This window comes from Escherichia sp. E4742 (genome assembly GCF_005843885.1).
GTDB lineage: Bacteria > Pseudomonadota > Gammaproteobacteria > Enterobacterales > Enterobacteriaceae > Escherichia.
In genome coordinates this window covers 2,641,346-2,657,748 of sequence record NZ_CP040443.1, presented here as the reverse complement: position 1 = coordinate 2,657,748, position 16,403 = coordinate 2,641,346, and the positions used below count along the sequence as shown (strand labels likewise).

The following is a 16,403-nucleotide window of genomic DNA, read 5'->3' as shown; positions in this document are numbered from 1 at the left end:
CGGCAATATCGCCGCTTTTTATCCGGTACAAAAATGCTTATTACAGCACCCTGCTGGATGCAGGGGGCTGGCTAAACACTTCCGGTTAATCCTTAATACCAGCATCAGCTCTGGCGTAAACAATAACGCCGTCATCAGGGCGTTATTGTTTACGCGGCAGGTATATTCCCGATCCGGGCCAGAGTGCAATAAATCGTGACTCACTATTCTCAAGCCGCCAAAATGCTCTCCTGCTCATAACACCAACCGGACGCAATGTTTCTTTCTCTTTCTCCAGTTCTGCAATACGCTTTTTTGCGGCTTCCAGTTCATCCAGCAGATCGGCGATAATATCCACTTCCCTGTGACGGATTTGACGCTTAAACGCAGCCAAAGCTTCATCACAATCAACATCTGCGTCTGGGCTATCCGGGATAGCTTCATACCACGCCAGCATCGACTGATAGTTTTGCGCTGCCTCACGCAGTGCCTGATAATGAATACTGTTCATTGATTGCCTCCTGTTTTTCACCCCTTAACACCCTGCGAGAACCATCATCCAGTTCCCACGCAATTTCACGTTTTCCCCGTTCATCGGAAATACAGGATGTACAGGGCGATTAATGCCCACGTCCATAATAAGAGGAAGCCGTATACTGTAATTCTCCATTCTGCATCTTCCAGTTCCGTCACCAGTTCCACAATCACGTCAATTTCCTGATCACCAATGGCCTTCCTGATATTTCTGGCTGCAGCAGCTAATTCCCGCTCAGCGCCCGGACTGTGCCTGTCTGAACGACTCCACGACAGCACATCCTGATATCGTTTTACCGCCTTACTTAACGCCTTCCAGCTAAGCTCATTCATGGGAGTCAATTTCCTGTGCAATACCTTGTCGTCAACAGGGCCGGCCCCGATACTCCGGTCCGGCCTGCACATTTCATTTACGTCTGGCAGTGTTGTAACGCTCATGACTGAGCAGTTCCCAGGTCTCTCCCCGGTTACGGCTCAGCAGACGCCAGGCGCGTCCGACGTTTATCTTGTAATAACGGGTCCCCCGGTCATTCAGTTGCCGGTAATTACGCACACCCTGCCGGAACAGACTGACCATCTGAACCGCCTTACGACAGCAGGCCGGCGGAACGCACGGGCTGGCCAGAATGCCCGGTGCCAGTTCTGTCATTTTCATGACGCATTCCTTACCGGCTCCGTCTGCCGGTCAGCGCACCATCCCCTTACCGCATGCCAGATAGCCGTCAGCGGGATATTCATCTGCTCCGCAGCCAGCATCATGACATCCAGTCCGTCCGCACTCTCCACATCCGTGATGCCGGCCTTCTGCCATAACCGCCACAGCTCTGCACTTTCCTCATCGCTCAGCGTGACACCACGTCCCGGACGAACATCAATACCGGCAATGCGCCGGCGCGCCGCAACATCCACACTGGAAAGTCCAAAGTAAAACGCCATCAGCTCAATGGAGCCACCCAGCGCCAGTGCACGGTCAATGCGCTGCAGACGTTTCTGCTCCGTCCGGGCCTGCTGCAGCATACGCAGCAGGTTTTCATGATTAATGTCCAGCCGGATAACCGACACTTCCGAGTTCGACAGGTAATGGATTTCCTCAATGGTCAGTCCCTGCAGCATCTGCATTTCCTCCCGGGCCAGTCCCAGAGATTCACAACGGCGCAGATAGCCACTCTTGAGGTCCATCACCAGTTGCATCAGCAGACCGTTGGTTGCCTGAGATAAGCTGTTATTCATGACGCCTCCCGTATCATCAGCCCCGGCACCATCTGGCGGGCAGTTCCCCCCACACCATGATGCAGTGAGGCATTTTTCCCGGCCTCATACCCCTGCCAGCGGGCCAGGTCACCGCCGCGACAGGCTTTCACCTCCCGGGGGTCCACCGTCTCCATCTCCTGCTGCTCCAGCCAGAGACGCATCAGCCGGCTTTCCTCTTCTGTCACACTGAATGGCATCACCACCTGACGAACGCCCAGAACCCAGCCATCACGGAACTGGGCGGCCCGGGCACGGCGGGTGCTCAGTTTCAGCCGCCGGCTCTGTGTACGGAGATACGCATCCGTTGCGTCCCTCAGCTGACGGCACAGAACATCAAACGCATAAGCCGCCACCTGAGGACGTTCACTGAAACCGTAAAACGTCACACACCGGCGATACCGCCCCCCGGGCATCTCCCGCCAGTCGTAATACGCCCTGCAGCCAAATGTCTGTGACACCACCATGACCAGACGAAACATCCACGCCGGAACTTTTTCAGCCTCAGAAGGTGCCCCCTGTGATGAAGATGTCTGTACCGAAGAAAGTCCCGCATCCTGCTCCGTGATACCGTGTTTCGCCATCAGCTGTTGTGCCCTTGCAAGCGCCAGCCCGGCCTCATGGGCATTACTGTTATTGCGGCTCAGCTCCAGCAGTTTCCTGACCCGTCTGACCAGGCGCTCCTGATGCGACATATCACTCATCACTTTCCTCCTCCTCATCATCTTCAGGTAACACACTGCGTTGCAGGGCGCGCAGACGGCGCAGCACACTCAGAAGACGCAGCAGCTTCACGGCATGTTCATCATCCAGCAGTGGCCATGCCTCCGGCGCACTGCCACCTGTCAGCAGGTCTGTCAGACTGACGGGAGACACTGTCAGCGGTGCATCACCGGTCAGACCCATCAGAAATGCCGTCACCGGCGAACATTTCTCCTCTGCCATCCCAAAACCAGCCGACAGGTCACTTTCCCTGTCCATGGCAATTTCTTCAGCACAGCCGGCAGATTCAGCCAGTTCCCATGCCAGCCGGAAGGCCTCATTCTGCAGATGCTCGATATCATCCCGTCCTTCAGCAAAATGCGTCACAGACGCGGGAAGTGCATCAGGTGTTCCGGACGGCGCTGTATCTCCGGTCATAACGGATGGCACAGCGGCCCCGGCAATCCCCGCTTCCACAGCGTCACCGCTGAAGACCGGCTCACCACCGTACATATCCGGCTGCATCTCTGAACGCCGGACTTTCCCGGCAGAAGAAGGCGCTCTGTCTGCAGTCTCCTCCGGGGAAAGAAACCCGCATTTTTCAGTGTGGTCTGTGTCAGAAACAGCGTTCCCCGGCCGGGCGATACCATGCTGTCCGGGTTCAGTATCAGGGGCAGAGATTTCCGGTACCGGCTCTGCGTTCGTATCCGGCAGACACTCCGGTGCCTCAGACCGGGTACGGGATACCGGTGCACCGGGCTGCCCTGTGCCGCTGTAACGAACTGACGGCGGTATCACCACCGGTTCCGGCTCACCAAAATGGTGACGGCGGTTTCGCTCTTTCGGATCCAGCTCCAGCAGCCACCGGTCATAGTCCAGGGAGGGATGTGGCAGCGCCTGCAACAAATCCCCGATCAGCTCGTCGCGGAACATCTCCAGTGACCACAGCTCCGGCGAATTAAACTTCCGGCAGCTTTCCCCGAACACACGATCAAATTCCGCATCCGTGCCGGACGCCAGCGCGAACTGTCCCCAGACACGCTCTGCGTCCTGACGAAGTGCCAGCAGTGCAGTAATCTGATGTCGCCCCAGTCCTGACTCCATCAGGTCGGGGATCCAGGGGTACAGATATTTCAGGGCATCCTCCATTCTGCTGATCGTGGAGTTGTGTACCGGCAACCCTTCATGGGTTAACAAATCTGCCAGTTCACGAAGAGAAACTTTTCTGCCGAGTTGTTCCTCGTGAATTTGTCTTGCCTTGTGGATCCCCTGCGCCTTCTCAATAAAGGTCAGTTCACCGCGAACTTCATTTTCCGCCAGATGACCAATCACACACTGAAGCCGTCCCGGCCAGGGTTTGAACAGCACATGAATACGGTAAAAACGCGGGTCCCCTGTTTCTTTCCAGAGTTCCGTCAGTATCTGGTAACGGGTGTTTCCCCCGTCACTGAAGATATACACATCCGGCTCACTGTCCGGCATACGGGTGACCTTGGGCACCGTATCCAGCCCGCGGGCGTGAATGGAGTTTTTGATGTCGTCATAACGCGGATTGCGCGTGGTGCGCGGGTTATCCGGATTCGGACGTAACTGGTCCAGCGTCAGAATCATGGGAGTTTCCCCCAGCGCCACCACATTACCGGCGGCACTGGCCTGACGACCAGGCTGCATAATGGCAGCCCCGAGATTCAGTGGCTTGTGTGCCATCACGCATATCCTCCCTGCCCGTCATTTTCAGAGGGCGTAAACAGTGTGTAACGACCGTCGAACCTGACCCTTACCGTGCCTGTGGGTCCCTGACGCTGCTTGCTGACAATGATTTCAGCCTCTCCCTTTGCCAGTGAATCGGGGTTATAGACCTCGTCGCGGTAAATAAACATAATCAGGTCAGCATCCTGCTCCAGTGCCCCGGAATCACGCAGGTCACCGTTATTGGGGCGTTTATCTGCACGCTGTTCCACCTGCCGGTTAAGCTGGGAGAGGGCCAGCACCGGGCAGCCCAGCTCCTTCCCCAGCGCTTTCAGGGAACGGGAAATTTCCGCAATTTCCTGAGTGCGGTTCTCCAGCTCCGGCGCACGAATCAGCTGCAGATAATCCACCATAATCAGAGCGGGTTTACCGTACAGGCGGGTATAACGGCGGGCACTGGCACGCAGCGATGACGGTGTCTGCTGGCTGCAGTCATCAATTATCAGGCGTTCACCCAGCGCATCCATGTCTCCGTCACCCAGCGCCATGCCGACCGCAGATGACACCCTCGCCCAGTCCTCATCATCCATGTTGCCACTGCGCAGATGATTCAGTTCCACACGCCCCAGCATGGAAAGCATGCGCAGAATCAGTTGCTCCTTTGGCATCTCGATGCTGAATACCAGAACGCTCTCTTCTGTCCGCCGCAGGGCGGCACTGAGACACATGGACAGTGCCAGAGAGGTTTTCCCCATTGACGGACGGGCAGCCAGCAGGACCAGGTCACCGGGCTGCAGGCCACAGGTCATTTCATCCAGACAGTCAAATCCCGTGGGGGTACCGGTCACACCGTCGGAACCGAGCACACTTTCCAGTTGCTGCAGAACAGTATCGAGCGCGGATGAAAGAGAGGCTTCCGTGCGCTCCCGGAGCGTCCTGTTCTGCACAAGAGCAAACAGACGCCGCTCTGCTGCATCCAGCACGTCCCGTGATGTGGCATTCGGAGCCGCCACATCAGCAATCAGGGTGTTTCCGGTGGCCTGTAACTGACGCAGAACGCTTTTCTCCACCACAATGCCTGCATAGGCCATGATGTTGGCCGCAGAAGGTGTGTTCTTGCTGAGCTCGGCCAGATAAGCAAAACCACCCAGGACGTCCAGCCTGCCCTGATGTTCCAGATGCTCTGACAGTGTAATCAGGTCCAGAGGCTGACCATTCACCGCCAGTTCAGACATGGCACGGAAGATGGCCCGGTGCGGAGCCACATAAAAATCGTCAGGGTTCAGTATCAGCACCACTTCATCCCAGCGCTCATTCTCCAGCATCAGGCCGCCCAGAACGGCCTGCTCTGCTTCGTATGCACAGAGAACAGACACTTCAGCCATGGCGTACCCTCCCCCTCTGACTGCCGGAAACCTGGCTGTGTAAAAAAAGGAAAAAGGGTGCCGGACGTACAGTTGTCGGGAATAAAATCCCGGTAACTGTCTGTACGTTTTCAGACCGGCAAGTCTGGCAACCCCGGTCAGAAGGTACGGACAGCATCTTTGCGCTCATAATCAACATGTTTACGAGGAGAAAAGCCTTATGAACACAAATCATCAACAACTGCCGTCCGGCATTGAATCTGAAGTGAAATACACCCTGCAGTTCTGGCTGCTGAGTAACGGAAAGGTCATGACGGAAAAAGACGGGCTCTGTAACCCCTTTCCCCCGAACTGTATTGAATCGGCTCATCCTTTCACTCTGTTTCAACACGTTGAGAAAAAAGCGCTGCCTGACTGGCTGAGAGCATTCCACACTGACGTTTCGCACTCGTAAAAACACGTTCAGCCCGACGGGTCATATTTTCCAGCCACCCGTCGGGGAAAATATCAGCACCATCACGGGGAAACAAAATCGCTTTCCATTCAGGGTATGAGCGCGGAATACCTCCGGAAGCATTCCGGCTCAGACAGCGACTCACAGTACAGGCAGCACGGAATGCATATGTCGCGATGCTCTCATCATATGTTGCGATGTTCTCATTATTGCCTTTCTGCAGTTCCACCCGCTCTTCAGCATCAAATGCCAGTGCGGCAAGGCTTGCCCAGCACATGCAGTTCACTGAATCCCCCGGAACGCGCTGCAGCTCCCGGCGCACCATGTTGACCTCCGCACTGAAAAAAACGTTCTCATCACCTTCAAGGGCAGCCAGATGCAACGGAAGCCAGACCTGACTGAACCATTCACACATCCGTTCCCGGTTACTGACGGTCATCACTGTCTCCGGGCGGGAACCGTCCTGAAAAACATGTCCGGTGCGTGGAGAACTGTATGAAATATAACCACCATGCACCGCAATGACCGGACGACCTGACGCCGGAAGCCCCACACGACACCCACTGGCAATCCGGGTCATCAGCAGGTTCAGTTCAGCCAGCGATTCAGGGCGGGTTAACACCGCCGGAACCGGAGAATATTTCACTGAGGAAGACATACTTTCACCTCCATATCTCTCAGCCCGCCAGGTGCGTCACTTCCCCGCAGATAACCGGAAACCTGGCTGTGTAAAAAAAGGAAAAAGGGTGCCGGACGTACAGCTGTCGGGAATAAAATCCCGGTAACTGTCTGTACATTTTCAGACCGGTAAGTTTGCCGACCCCGGTCAGAAGGTACGGACAGCATCTTTATATTCATAACCAATTGACTTAAAAAGGAAAAAAGATGAATACAAATCATCAACAACTGCCGTCCGGCATTGATTACTTCGCTGCGTTCAGTCTGCCGGAAGGTGAAAATACGCTCATCTACATGTCTGAGGAGTTCTGGCGTATGGCCTGTAACACAACGAATGAAACTTACAACCGGCACAAACTGTATCGCCTGTAGTGGCTGGGCGACTGGCTGGCTGTTCAGCAGGGACTGAAAAACATCAATAAAAATGCGGCACCACTTAATATCCTGCACAGCTACCTCATTATTCGCGACAACCGCTCTGCAGCCGATGTTGCAACCATGACAGCAACAGAAATGGAACAGGTTCTTGCTGCTGAGCTGGAGGCATATGCATCCACCCCGGGAGCACAGGACGTGTTGCGCAACGCAGAAAGACGCATGGATAAGCTGGATGACCCGTTCACGGGTAAAGGCTGATTCATCAGCATGCAGCGGACACCACACATGTCCGCTGTCCCCCGTACCGACAGGGATATGCATTACAAAAACTGTCATACCGCCCCCTCTGTTTTTCGCTGTTTGCCGGAAATACAACATGAAAAAAGCTGGTCATGCCGCTGACGACGCTGGCGCTCCTGCAAAAGAAAGTTGTCACAACTGGAGCACAGCCCCAGCCCGCTCTCATGGTTCACCTTCACCCACTGCCGGGTGTCCTGACCTGCAGCATCACCAAACCGCACACCGGAATAACCACACCCGACACACACTGTCCGGCTGCGTCCTGTCAGGGATTTAAACGACGGCTTTACCATTGACGCATGCCTCCGTTTTCCAGCAGTTCATCAAAAAACTCACTCCACTCCGGCAACAGCTCACAGGCCAGGCTATGCATGGTGACCAGCGCAGAATCACTGCGACGGGCAGACGCTTTTTCAAGACGGTGCACCGGCTGACCGGCTGCGTGTCCCTGTTTGTAAATATTCAGGTCATAAATCTGTGTTGAAAGCAGGGTGACCGCGCCTTCCGGAAGCACTTTGCTGTAGCGACCTGAGTTAATAATGTCGGTCAGCTCCGCCAGTGTTTGTCTGGCCAGCGCCGTATAATCCATGCAGTTAACCAGGGTGCGGACTTTCGGCAGGGGGATACCCAGTTCACGGTAGGGCAACAGGTTTTCCATGACATTGACTGTGCCACGAATGAACTCACGCACATCCGGCAGAACCGGATTCACCATCCCCACCACAGACTCCGTGGCAGACAGCACAATCATTTCCAGCATGACGGAACGCGCGCCCTGTGAATCCACCACAATGACGTCATAACTCTGGAAAAGTGGATGCTGGAGCACATTACGCAGACGGAGGCGACCATCCGGTGCATGAAGCATGGCCGTTTTCAGTTGTTCATGGGGATCATTGGAGACTATCAGGTCAAGGCCGTCGATAGCCGTGCGGGAGATGATGTTGTCGGGATGACTGAGGTCAACCGTGCGCATCAGTAATTCAAAAAGACCGGCCGGCGCTTCATACGTCAGCGGAAAGATATTGCTTGCCGTGGGCTGGGCATGGTCTCCGTCTATCAGCAGGGTACGGAGGCCGGCATCCGCCAGAAAACCGGCAAGATTAGCAGACTGGGTTGATTTTCCTTCGCCACCTTTGGTGGACACAACGGGCAGAATGTTCACTGGCACACACTCTCTTTAAAATGTGCAACCAATGAACTACACTGAAGACTCCTGTCTGACAGTCCGGATTACCCGTGAAAGCCAGAACAATGGGATTGAAAATCCCCGTGTCCTTGGTTCGATTCCGAGTCCGGGCACCACTATTCAAAGCCGGTTGGTCAGTTTTGCAAGATGCAGTTCTGACGGACACGAAGGCGAGCCAGTAAAAACACGATGTAACGCTGTTACTTGTGGTTGAGAAAAGGCTCTTGAGAAACAGACTTGTTCCTGCAAGTCTGTTTTTTTCGTGCGTAATCTTTACAGATCTTCGTTGTTAATGTCAAATTGTGTCAGCGCCATATTCATCGGGCTGCTACATCAATTCCGTTTCCAGTATATCCCGCAAGCTATCAACACTTTCGTCAATGTATTCCAGCGTTGATGTAATGCTGACGTGACCCAGCAATTTCTTTACCACGTACAAATTACGCTCCGGGGATTTCATCATGTGCGTTGCCACCGTATGACGGAACCGATGCGGGGATATCGTGAATTTGCATTCCCGGGACAAACGCTTAAAGAATGCGCGTAGAGGATATTCGTTCATCATATCAAGGTATTTTTTCTTTCTGACCAAGTCAAACCATCCCACGTTAAATAGCTGGTCATCCAGTTCCATGCCTACTTCGCCTGCCCTAAGAACCAGTAGCTCCAGCGACGGATACAGCGCCGAAACAATCGGAACGCGATGTTCACGGTGATTTTTTGCCCCCTCAACGTTCAGGTCAATCCATCGTTCCTCAAGATTGACGTCACCCAACCGGATATGCAGAAGCTGGTTCTGCCGTATTGCGGTATAGCGAAAAACATTCATTACCGTCAGCCAGAACCACACCGGGCGGAGTGCATTTCTGCGACCATTGAACATGCTGCTGTTCCCTTTCATTCCCTCAGTTTCCAGATGCCGCTCCATCAGACGGTACATCGCATCCATTTGCGTCTGAGTCAGGGTCTTCTTCTTTTTCGTTCCGGGACGCACAACCGCACCATTAAATGGATTTTCGGCCTGCGGTAATAATCCCTGCTTAATTCCAAAATTGAACAGCGCCCTCATGTGTGCAACTTTGTTATTCCACGTCCGGGTGGCACAATTCTGGTCATTCAGTACCCGATGCCGCCATTTCAGCACCGTAAGATGATCGATATTTGCAGGGTTATGCGGTGTAAAGCCTTCAAACGAGCGAACCACTTTCTGGTAACTCCACTCAGTCGCCGGACGTAATGATTTGCTGTAAAAATAGTGTTCAGTTAACGTCCCAAACGTACAAGCATTCATAAGAATATCCTTATATAACAATCAATAACGGGTTATCCCCAGGATTGTTATCGCTGCCGTAAACTTTACTAGCAAGCACCAGATAGCCACTCAGCTTCTGAAAACGCCCTTCCCTTTGCTCGTTCTGATACAGGTGACAAGTGTACATCGCGCCACTGTCCTGCCGGTGATGGCCGAGTCGTTCAAAGGCTTTCTGAAGCCGGGCCTTATCCTCCACCGGCGCATTCTTCTCTGTCATATACTGGTGAAAAATACCTGGCGCACGAAGAAACACGTAACCGGCGACCAGATGAATCCGCCCGTCGGATTTGTTCGGAATCAGACTTCCTAAACGGCATCCAGTAACCAGCCATTGCCAGAATGCCTCTCCGGGATCGTTCAGTTCAACGGACGGCGCGATTTCACAGTTTTCCTTGGTATCAGCACTGACAAATCCCATCATCGCCAGCAACGTATCAGTATCATCCGGTTCCTCTTGCCCATCCGGTAATAACAGTTCTGTAACCGGCCCGGGAGAGGGGGCCGCAGCCAGAAGGATTTCGTCTTCGGAATACGACGCAACCAGCTCCGGCAGATCACCAGCTAATCCAAACAGCAACGTGTCACCCAGCAATGATTCTGTCGGAACAGGGACCATTGCCGCCGGTGTAACCAATGTCTTACTTTCCTGTTCTCCGGCAGTGAGGCTAATAGCCTCAGACACAATGGCATCGATCACGCCCGACTGCGCCCGAAAACCGCTCAGGTACGTTGACAGAGTTTTGATGGCTTCCGGCCAACTACTCAACCAGTTAATCGCTTCTGGAGGGATAATCTTCCACGCAAGCATGGCGCCAAAGCTCTGCAACCTTTCCGGAGACTGCTCCGACGCAAAACGAAAGCGATAAGGTTCTGGAGGTGCGTCCAGTAACGGAAACCAGCGTTTGCCACTCTCCAGCTCGACGTGGAGATGACAAAGGTATTTAAGCGTAGGTAGCATTGCTGCATAAACCACTACTGCATTCCAGGCCGCGTTTTGCGCAGCCTGTTCTTCAGGCGAAGCGCCAACCGGCAACATGTAATTTTTCGACAATCGTGTTGCATACGATACTGTTTCCAGCATGTAGTCAACCATTCCCCCAAGACGGGCATATGGACCACTCTCCGTTAGCGGAAATTCCTGCATGAGCGCAACACAATGCTTCAGCGGGGCAAGGTAATACTGGCGATACATGTCCTTTGGCACAGAGGAATAATCCCAGAGTGATTGCAACCATTTTTGACGGCAGGTCGTCTCCAGCAGCTCGTTAACGGTCACAGGCCGGAAGTAACCTGGAGGTAAAGAGGGTTTTATTGCCTCAACAGTTGATAGAGCATTTGAACGAGCACTCCCCGGGCGAGAAAAAAATTTCAGATTTAGCATAAATGGAAACCAATATAGAAAAAATATCGCAATATTGAATATCTATAGGAAACATGCAATAAATAATTATTTATCAAACCATATAATTTCAGTATAAAATCCATACATACCAAAAGAAAAAATAATGTGTATCACGCACTCCCAGTGACACATCACCTAATAGCCTACTGAATAATTATTCAGTAGCACTTACATACATCTATACCTAACAATAAGAAAAATAATTTTCTCTCATCCAGAAAAGTTATATCTAAACTTAAAAGAAATACCAATAAAATCAACTTTTCCAACCTAAACATCCGCGCGGAATAGTAGATCACTATAGGAAACTTAGTCCGTATTGAGCGATCTGATCAATCGCCAAAAAGAAACATATCACTAGTCAGACTGAGCAATGCCGATCATGGTCCCATTCCTCGCAGCGAACGACGACTGATGCAGAAAACTGCGGTTCATGGAGACAAATCAGACTATGTCGACATGAGGACTAGCGTTATTAATGGTATTTAGATATTAAATTAGAAATCGCCTGCTCCAGCGTAATTTTTGACAGATTAATGACCTGATAACTGACATCAACATCCAGAATCATATCCATCGCTTTTATGGTATGAACAATACTGCTTTTTATCTGGCGGTGTTGTATCTGTAATGCTGTTGTTGATGAGAATGGCATTAACATAACAAAGGTATTTTCCCTTATGCGAATAATAGTATCCATCTGGCTTGCATTGCTGATCAAAACATTTGCTATATTTTTTACAGCATTATCCCCTACTGCAACCCCTTTATTTACATAAAGCGCATCTAGATTACATATTTTACAACTAATCATTGTAATATTCGTGTTTCTTTTTTCATAAACTGAAAAACTGCGCGGCATATTTTTTGAAAAAAGTGAGTATTGAAAAAAACCAGTTAGATAATCCCGGCGTGAACATTCAATAACGTTGTGCAGCGCCATCTGAGTGCGGATACATATAATTACCAGCGTTACTAACTTGCAGAGATTTTCAACACCCCTGCCTATATACCAGGTGATGATGCCAGCATCCTCTGTCGCGATAAGAAGAAAATTACATGTAATGTTTGAAATTATAAAAAAATTAATTATTTCACTATATTTTTCATCAGAATGATTTTTGGGAATATATATATATAACAAAGATAACCAAAGCGCGGACAAGAAAAATAATGAGCGCGAAGATAAAAGAATATCCCTGTACTCATTAACGTTATCACTATGAGATGCCAGAATACATATAATCAAAGTAAAAGCGGCCACCATCACAAACAATGAAAGGTTGTTTTTCTTGTTTATTTTTGGCGTGTAATTCAAACCTGCAACATAAATCAAAACAATAAACGAAAAATGTCTTAAAAAGTATACGAACGATATATTGCAAGCATTCTTTATTATTATTGCTTCATTCTCCTTTATTTGTATAGACGAAAGCACACTAATAATATTAGAGGATAAAAACAAGGCATCAATTCCAAAAGCAACAGAAAGAATGAGGATAACGGTCATCCCTTCCTCTAATTTGTATGCGAAACACAAAATAAAACAGAGAATAACATCAAGGGTAATTTCTGGTATTGCAAATAACAACCATTTAATCATTGACACGGAGAAGTAATGTCCTGTGTAACTATATTCAAGAACGTATTCACAAATTATTATCATGCTTACAACAATAAAAATCACGGGTGTTATTTTATGATTTTTTAATTTTACCAGAGTCATTAGTATATTTTTCAAAGTCACTTTGCCATGCGTGTATTTTTTATACACAGACTGAACATGCCGTTATCATAGTAGATAAAAACAAATAGCTTTATAGTTTTAAGTGGTATAAATAATCTGTATAGCAGATTTTTAGGAAGGGGTGAGAATATGGGTAAGACACCTCAGAAAAACGACACACAAACCGATTGAATAGCAACCGCCTGATGTTGTTTATGATATTTGAAATCATATTCACGCTTTAAGTAACAGGTTGTACCAGACCAGACATGAGATGTCACACAGAACAACAAATCTGGTAACCGATATCAATAAATTATATTAATAAATGATTTGCCTTGTTTTTTTCGCTAACGGAAAATACCTCTGATATGCGATAAACAGTTAACCTCGCATCATGTAATAAATAAAAAGAGGTATTATAATAAATAAAATATTACTCGGAATGGATGTTCTGCGCGCAGCGACAGCTCGTATTGAATGGGTTTTCTCAACATTCCCATCGGTGTGCCTGTCTTTTTCAGGTGGAAAGGATTCCACGGTACTCTTCCATCTTGTCGCCGATGTGGCCCGCAGGAAAAAACGTCGTTTCTCTGTATTGTTCATTGACTGGGAGGCTCAGTATCAGTGCACTATTGAGCACATTCAGAAGATGCAGGAGATGTACCGGGATGTAACGGAGACCTTTTACTGGGTGGCACTTCCCCTGGCCACGGTAAACGGTGTCTCGCAGTTTCAACCGGAGTGGATATGCTGGGAGTCTGGTGTGACCTGGGTTCGCCAGCCACCGGAAGAGGCCATTACGGATATGGCGTATTTTCCCTTTTACCGGTATGCCATGACTTTTGAAGAATTTGTTCCGGCATTTTCTTCCTGGTTTGCCGGTAACCGGGGTGGAGTGGCAGTGCTGACCGGTGTACGTGCGGATGAGTCCCTTAACCGGTTTATGGGCCTGGTGTCCCAGCGCAAACTGAGATATGCCGATGATAAGCCCTGGACCACGGCATCGCCTGAAGGGTTTTACTACACCATGTATCCGCTGTATGACTGGAAAACTCGTGATATCTGGATATATCACACCAGAACCCGAGCTATCTACAATCCCCTGTATGACCTGATGCACCGTGCCGGTGTGCCGTTACGCAACATGCGTGTCTGTGAGCCTTTTGGTCCTGAACAGCGTAAGGGGCTGTGGCTTTATCATGTTCTGGAGCCGGAAACCTGGGCCAGGATGTGTGAGCGGGTGTCAGGTGCTGCCAGCGGGGCGCTTTATGCCAATGAAAGCGGTGCCTATTTTGCCCTGCGTAAGCCTATTTCAAAACCAGCCCATCATACCTGGCGCAGTTACGCGATGTTCCTACTGGATGTGATGCCGGAAAAAACGGCAGAACATTACCGCAACAAGATAGCTGTCTATCTCCGCTGGTATCAGACGCGGGGCTTTCCGGATGACATTCCCGATGAACAGGAGAATGACCTGGGCTGCCGGGATATCCCGTCCTGGCGACGTATCTGTAAGACTCTCATAAAGAATGATTTCTGGTGCCGGACCCTCTCCTTCAGTCCGAACAAACCCCGGCACTATGAACGTTACCTGCAGCGTATGAAGGAAAGGAGGAAGGAATGGGGGATTCTGTGACACCGAAGATGCTTGGCAACATGATTAGTCAGTACTTCAGCCAGGAACGACCAGAAGAAGAGACTATACAGGCCCTGAATCACCTGCGCAGGGTGCTTCATGAGGTCAGCCCTTTTGCGCAGGAGCCTGTGGACTGTGTGCTGTGGGTAAAAGCGGATGAGGTGGTGGCCAACGATTACAATCCCAATGTCATGGCGCCGGGTGAGAAGAAACTGCTGAAGCAGTCACTGGAAAAAGATGGTTTCACACAACCGGTGGTAGTGTCAGAGGAGAAGAGCCATTACCTGGTGGTGGATGGTTTTCATCGACAGCTATTGGGCAGAGGGGCAGATACAGGAAAACGTCTGAAGGGCTGGCTGCCTGTAGCCTGTATTAATCCGGAGAGAAAGGGACAAGCCGCACGTATTGCCGCAACCATACGTCATAACCGGGCCAGGGGTAAACATCAGATAACGTCAATGTCTGATATTGTCAGGGATCTGTCACGTCTGGGCTGGACGGATGAACGCATTGGTACCGAGTTGGGTATGGACCAAGACGAAGTACTAAGGCTGAAACAGATTAGCGGGCTGACGGAATTGTTTCAGGAAGAGGGCTTCAGCCCGGCATGGACGGTTCGCTGAAACCATCAGATATGTGCATTATTTCAGTGAGTTGATGTTTTGAGCAGGAAAAAGAATACCCCGGAAGTTGTAGAAGACGCGGTTGCACAGAAACGGGATGCCGCTGGTTACTAGTGCAGAGCCTCCGCCTGCTGGCTTTTTGTCATGGGAAATGTTGAATGTACAGAAGCACAACGGGAGTGGTTGTTGTTGCGCCGGGAGCATTGTCTGGCACAGCTTCCCCCACCGCCACCAGATAAGCTGGACATCAGTGAAGTATCAAAAGCTGCGGATGCAACACTAAAACGAATGGGGGTTATTACCCCGCCCGGAGCCGTATTCTGAGTGGATACGTTTGCATTGTTGCCGTGGTTTTATTAAAGAAAAATGCGGGGACGAGTGAATACGTGTATTCCTGTAACCCCGGTTTCTGTTAGTGATGTTTACGTTTCAGGCAAGCATTTGCTTTTATGCATAATTCCTGATAAAAAAACAGCCAAGCCGCCGAATATTCTGGCTGTTTTATATGATGTGTATATTTTTGCTCTGTGCACGGCGAATGATCCACAGAAAGAATTAATTAACTCAATCACTCTGTTTACTGCTTTAGTCAGAGAGATATGATTGTTGATGTGGTAAGTGAAAGTTTTCAATGCCTTGAATCATCAGAAAACCTTTCGTACGGGATATACAACTTAAACTGCCCCCTCAGGAATGGCGTTGCAGAAACTGAATATAATCATCACCGGATACAGGGAAGGTTTAATCAGCGTTAGTCTTACACAGCCATATTGTCTTCTTGTTCAGAACGTGTTGTTACCTGATGTTTTTTATTAGTTGCATTGTTATAATAAAAAAATAACTCACTCACCACCTGGATGACGTATTCAATTCTTGCCAGGCAACTACCAAAATAACCATTACTGACCCCGTTATTACTACAACTGACGGCTCTTGAATGTTTTAACACCATATATTCATACAGGGCCTTTATTATTTTATTGCTGCGTATTGAGCTTAGTTCAATAATACACCAGAACTCATCCTCACTTACTTCTTCCATTGATATAACTGTATTTTTCTTCGATAAAACCGAATATATGTTGTGTCGGAAACGACTGTCTGAATTTTCCTCCGTTAATCCTCTGTCTGATTCGCCTCTGAATAATGTATTCATTTTTAATGGTGCTCCTGATCTCATTTAAAA

The 16,403-nt window shown here is 49.9% G+C and carries 17 protein-coding genes, 1 tRNA gene and 1 pseudogene; 5 read left to right on the top strand and 14 right to left on the bottom strand.

The features are described from left to right. Nucleotides 1-142: 142 nt before the first annotated feature. The 8 genes from FEM44_RS12910 to FEM44_RS12870 form a co-directional block, all read right to left on the bottom strand. Nucleotides 143-490: an ead/Ea22-like family protein gene (locus FEM44_RS12910; protein WP_240726930.1), complete on the bottom strand. Its 348-nt coding sequence runs from the start codon at nt 488-490 to the stop codon at nt 143-145. A gap of 80 nt (nt 491-570) precedes the next feature. Then, the gene (locus FEM44_RS12905) at nt 571-846 is read right to left on the bottom strand and encodes a hypothetical protein (protein ID WP_001004374.1); all 276 of its coding nucleotides are present in this window, start codon (nt 844-846) and stop codon (nt 571-573) included. 73 nt (nt 847-919) lie between these two features. Then, nucleotides 920-1,168, bottom strand: coding sequence for a ParE family toxin-like protein (locus tag FEM44_RS12900; RefSeq protein ID WP_000784282.1), 249 nt, complete (start codon nt 1,166-1,168; stop codon nt 920-922). Continuing rightward, on the bottom strand, nt 1,165-1,743 hold the full coding sequence (locus tag FEM44_RS12895; protein WP_001065818.1) for a DUF2857 domain-containing protein: 579 nt from the start codon (nt 1,741-1,743) through the stop codon (nt 1,165-1,167). The genes FEM44_RS12900 and FEM44_RS12895 overlap by 4 nt, the downstream gene beginning before the upstream one ends. Then, complete coding sequence (locus tag FEM44_RS12890) at nt 1,740-2,465, bottom strand: DUF2786 domain-containing protein (RefSeq protein ID WP_138159046.1); 726 nt, start codon at nt 2,463-2,465, stop codon at nt 1,740-1,742. The genes FEM44_RS12895 and FEM44_RS12890 overlap by 4 nt, the downstream gene beginning before the upstream one ends. Further along, a complete protein-coding gene (locus tag FEM44_RS12885; RefSeq protein WP_138159044.1) occupies nt 2,458-4,170 on the bottom strand; it encodes a ParB family protein in 1,713 nt (570 codons plus the stop codon). The genes FEM44_RS12890 and FEM44_RS12885 overlap by 8 nt, the downstream gene beginning before the upstream one ends. Next, the gene (gene dnaB-PI, locus FEM44_RS12880; RefSeq protein WP_138159042.1) at nt 4,170-5,537 is read right to left on the bottom strand and encodes an SPI-7-type island replicative DNA helicase; all 1,368 of its coding nucleotides are present in this window, start codon (nt 5,535-5,537) and stop codon (nt 4,170-4,172) included. Before dnaB-PI ends, FEM44_RS12885 begins: the two co-directional genes overlap by 1 nt. Nucleotides 5,538-5,890: 353 nt before the next feature. After that, entirely contained in the window at nt 5,891-6,628 is a 738-nt protein-coding gene (locus FEM44_RS12870; protein ID WP_138158904.1) for a hypothetical protein, read from the bottom strand. A 227-nt stretch (nt 6,629-6,855) separates the two neighbouring features. Between FEM44_RS12870 and FEM44_RS25545 the strand changes: the two genes are divergently transcribed. Further along, complete coding sequence (locus FEM44_RS25545; RefSeq protein ID WP_240731790.1) at nt 6,856-7,020, top strand: hypothetical protein; 165 nt, start codon at nt 6,856-6,858, stop codon at nt 7,018-7,020. A gap of 338 nt (nt 7,021-7,358) precedes the next feature. Here the strand turns inward: FEM44_RS25545 and FEM44_RS12855 are convergent, their stop codons facing one another. Together FEM44_RS12855 and FEM44_RS12850 are read right to left on the bottom strand one after the other, a co-directional pair. Beyond that, nucleotides 7,359-7,619 carry a hypothetical protein gene (locus FEM44_RS12855; RefSeq protein WP_138159037.1) on the bottom strand — a complete coding sequence of 87 codons (261 nt, stop codon included), beginning with the start codon at nt 7,617-7,619 and terminating at the stop codon, nt 7,359-7,361. Further along, a complete protein-coding gene (locus FEM44_RS12850; RefSeq protein ID WP_047659266.1) occupies nt 7,613-8,491 on the bottom strand; it encodes a ParA family protein in 879 nt (292 codons plus the stop codon). Before FEM44_RS12850 ends, FEM44_RS12855 begins: the two co-directional genes overlap by 7 nt. 61 nt (nt 8,492-8,552) lie before the next feature. Between FEM44_RS12850 and FEM44_RS25165 the strand changes: the two genes are divergently transcribed. After that, nucleotides 8,553-8,631, top strand: a tRNA-OTHER gene (locus FEM44_RS25165). A gap of 212 nt (nt 8,632-8,843) precedes the next feature. Here the strand turns inward: FEM44_RS25165 and FEM44_RS12845 are convergent. The 3 genes from FEM44_RS12845 to FEM44_RS12835 form a co-directional block, all read right to left on the bottom strand. Next, nucleotides 8,844-9,806, bottom strand: a complete 963-nt coding sequence (locus FEM44_RS12845) for a tyrosine-type recombinase/integrase (RefSeq protein ID WP_138159035.1) — start codon at nt 9,804-9,806, stop codon at nt 8,844-8,846. Nucleotides 9,807-9,816: 10 nt separating this feature from the next. After that, entirely contained in the window at nt 9,817-11,208 is a 1,392-nt protein-coding gene (locus FEM44_RS12840) for a TraI domain-containing protein (RefSeq protein ID WP_138159033.1), read from the bottom strand. Between the two features lie 496 nt (nt 11,209-11,704). Continuing rightward, nucleotides 11,705-12,832: an MASE4 domain-containing protein gene (locus FEM44_RS12835; protein ID WP_240731805.1), complete on the bottom strand. Its 1,128-nt coding sequence runs from the start codon at nt 12,830-12,832 to the stop codon at nt 11,705-11,707. A 568-nt stretch (nt 12,833-13,400) separates the two neighbouring features. On the opposite strand from FEM44_RS12835, the gene FEM44_RS12830 reads away from it, so the two are divergent. The 3 genes and pseudogenes from FEM44_RS12830 to FEM44_RS12820 all read left to right on the top strand — a co-directional run bounded on the left by FEM44_RS12830 (nt 13,401) and on the right by FEM44_RS12820 (nt 15,541). Beyond that, nucleotides 13,401-14,594, top strand: a complete 1,194-nt coding sequence (locus tag FEM44_RS12830) for a phosphoadenosine phosphosulfate reductase (protein WP_138159028.1) — start codon at nt 13,401-13,403, stop codon at nt 14,592-14,594. Continuing rightward, complete coding sequence (locus tag FEM44_RS12825; RefSeq protein WP_138159026.1) at nt 14,579-15,217, top strand: IbrB-like domain-containing protein; 639 nt, start codon at nt 14,579-14,581, stop codon at nt 15,215-15,217. The genes FEM44_RS12830 and FEM44_RS12825 overlap by 16 nt, the downstream gene beginning before the upstream one ends. A 39-nt stretch (nt 15,218-15,256) precedes the next feature. Continuing rightward, a pseudogene (locus FEM44_RS12820) lies at nt 15,257-15,541 on the top strand (PerC family transcriptional regulator). 433 nt (nt 15,542-15,974) lie between these two features. Here FEM44_RS12820 and FEM44_RS25540 read toward each other — a convergent pair. Beyond that, nucleotides 15,975-16,373 carry an adhesin biosynthesis transcription regulatory family protein gene (locus FEM44_RS25540; RefSeq protein WP_240731788.1) on the bottom strand — a complete coding sequence of 133 codons (399 nt, stop codon included), beginning with the start codon at nt 16,371-16,373 and terminating at the stop codon, nt 15,975-15,977. Between the last annotated feature and the right edge of the window lie 30 nt (nt 16,374-16,403).

Bases quoted from the DNA above. Each gene is read 5' to 3' on its own strand.
- FEM44_RS12845 (WP_138159035.1), bottom strand. From the start codon at position 9,806: ATGAATGCTTGTACGTTTGGGACGTTAACTGAACACTATTTTTACAGC.
- dnaB-PI (WP_138159042.1), bottom strand. From the start codon at position 5,537: ATGGCTGAAGTGTCTGTTCTCTGTGCATACGAAGCAGAGCAGGCCGTT.
- FEM44_RS12900 (WP_000784282.1), bottom strand. From the start codon at position 1,168: ATGAAAATGACAGAACTGGCACCGGGCATTCTGGCCAGCCCGTGCGTT.
- FEM44_RS12895 (WP_001065818.1), bottom strand. From the start codon at position 1,743: ATGAATAACAGCTTATCTCAGGCAACCAACGGTCTGCTGATGCAACTG.
- FEM44_RS25545 (WP_240731790.1), top strand. From the start codon at position 6,856: ATGAATACAAATCATCAACAACTGCCGTCCGGCATTGATTACTTCGCT.
- FEM44_RS12905 (WP_001004374.1), bottom strand. From the start codon at position 846: ATGAATGAGCTTAGCTGGAAGGCGTTAAGTAAGGCGGTAAAACGATAT.
- FEM44_RS12885 (WP_138159044.1), bottom strand. From the start codon at position 4,170: ATGGCACACAAGCCACTGAATCTCGGGGCTGCCATTATGCAGCCTGGT.
- FEM44_RS12910 (WP_240726930.1), bottom strand. From the start codon at position 490: ATGAACAGTATTCATTATCAGGCACTGCGTGAGGCAGCGCAAAACTAT.
- FEM44_RS12835 (WP_240731805.1), bottom strand. From the start codon at position 12,832: ATGATTAAATGGTTGTTATTTGCAATACCAGAAATTACCCTTGATGTT.
- FEM44_RS25540 (WP_240731788.1), bottom strand. From the start codon at position 16,373: ATGAATACATTATTCAGAGGCGAATCAGACAGAGGATTAACGGAGGAA.
- FEM44_RS12855 (WP_138159037.1), bottom strand. From the start codon at position 7,619: ATGGTAAAGCCGTCGTTTAAATCCCTGACAGGACGCAGCCGGACAGTG.
- FEM44_RS12840 (WP_138159033.1), bottom strand. From the start codon at position 11,208: ATGCTAAATCTGAAATTTTTTTCTCGCCCGGGGAGTGCTCGTTCAAAT.
- FEM44_RS12870 (WP_138158904.1), bottom strand. From the start codon at position 6,628: ATGTCTTCCTCAGTGAAATATTCTCCGGTTCCGGCGGTGTTAACCCGC.
- FEM44_RS12825 (WP_138159026.1), top strand. From the start codon at position 14,579: ATGGGGGATTCTGTGACACCGAAGATGCTTGGCAACATGATTAGTCAG.
- FEM44_RS12890 (WP_138159046.1), bottom strand. From the start codon at position 2,465: ATGAGTGATATGTCGCATCAGGAGCGCCTGGTCAGACGGGTCAGGAAA.
- FEM44_RS12830 (WP_138159028.1), top strand. From the start codon at position 13,401: ATGGATGTTCTGCGCGCAGCGACAGCTCGTATTGAATGGGTTTTCTCA.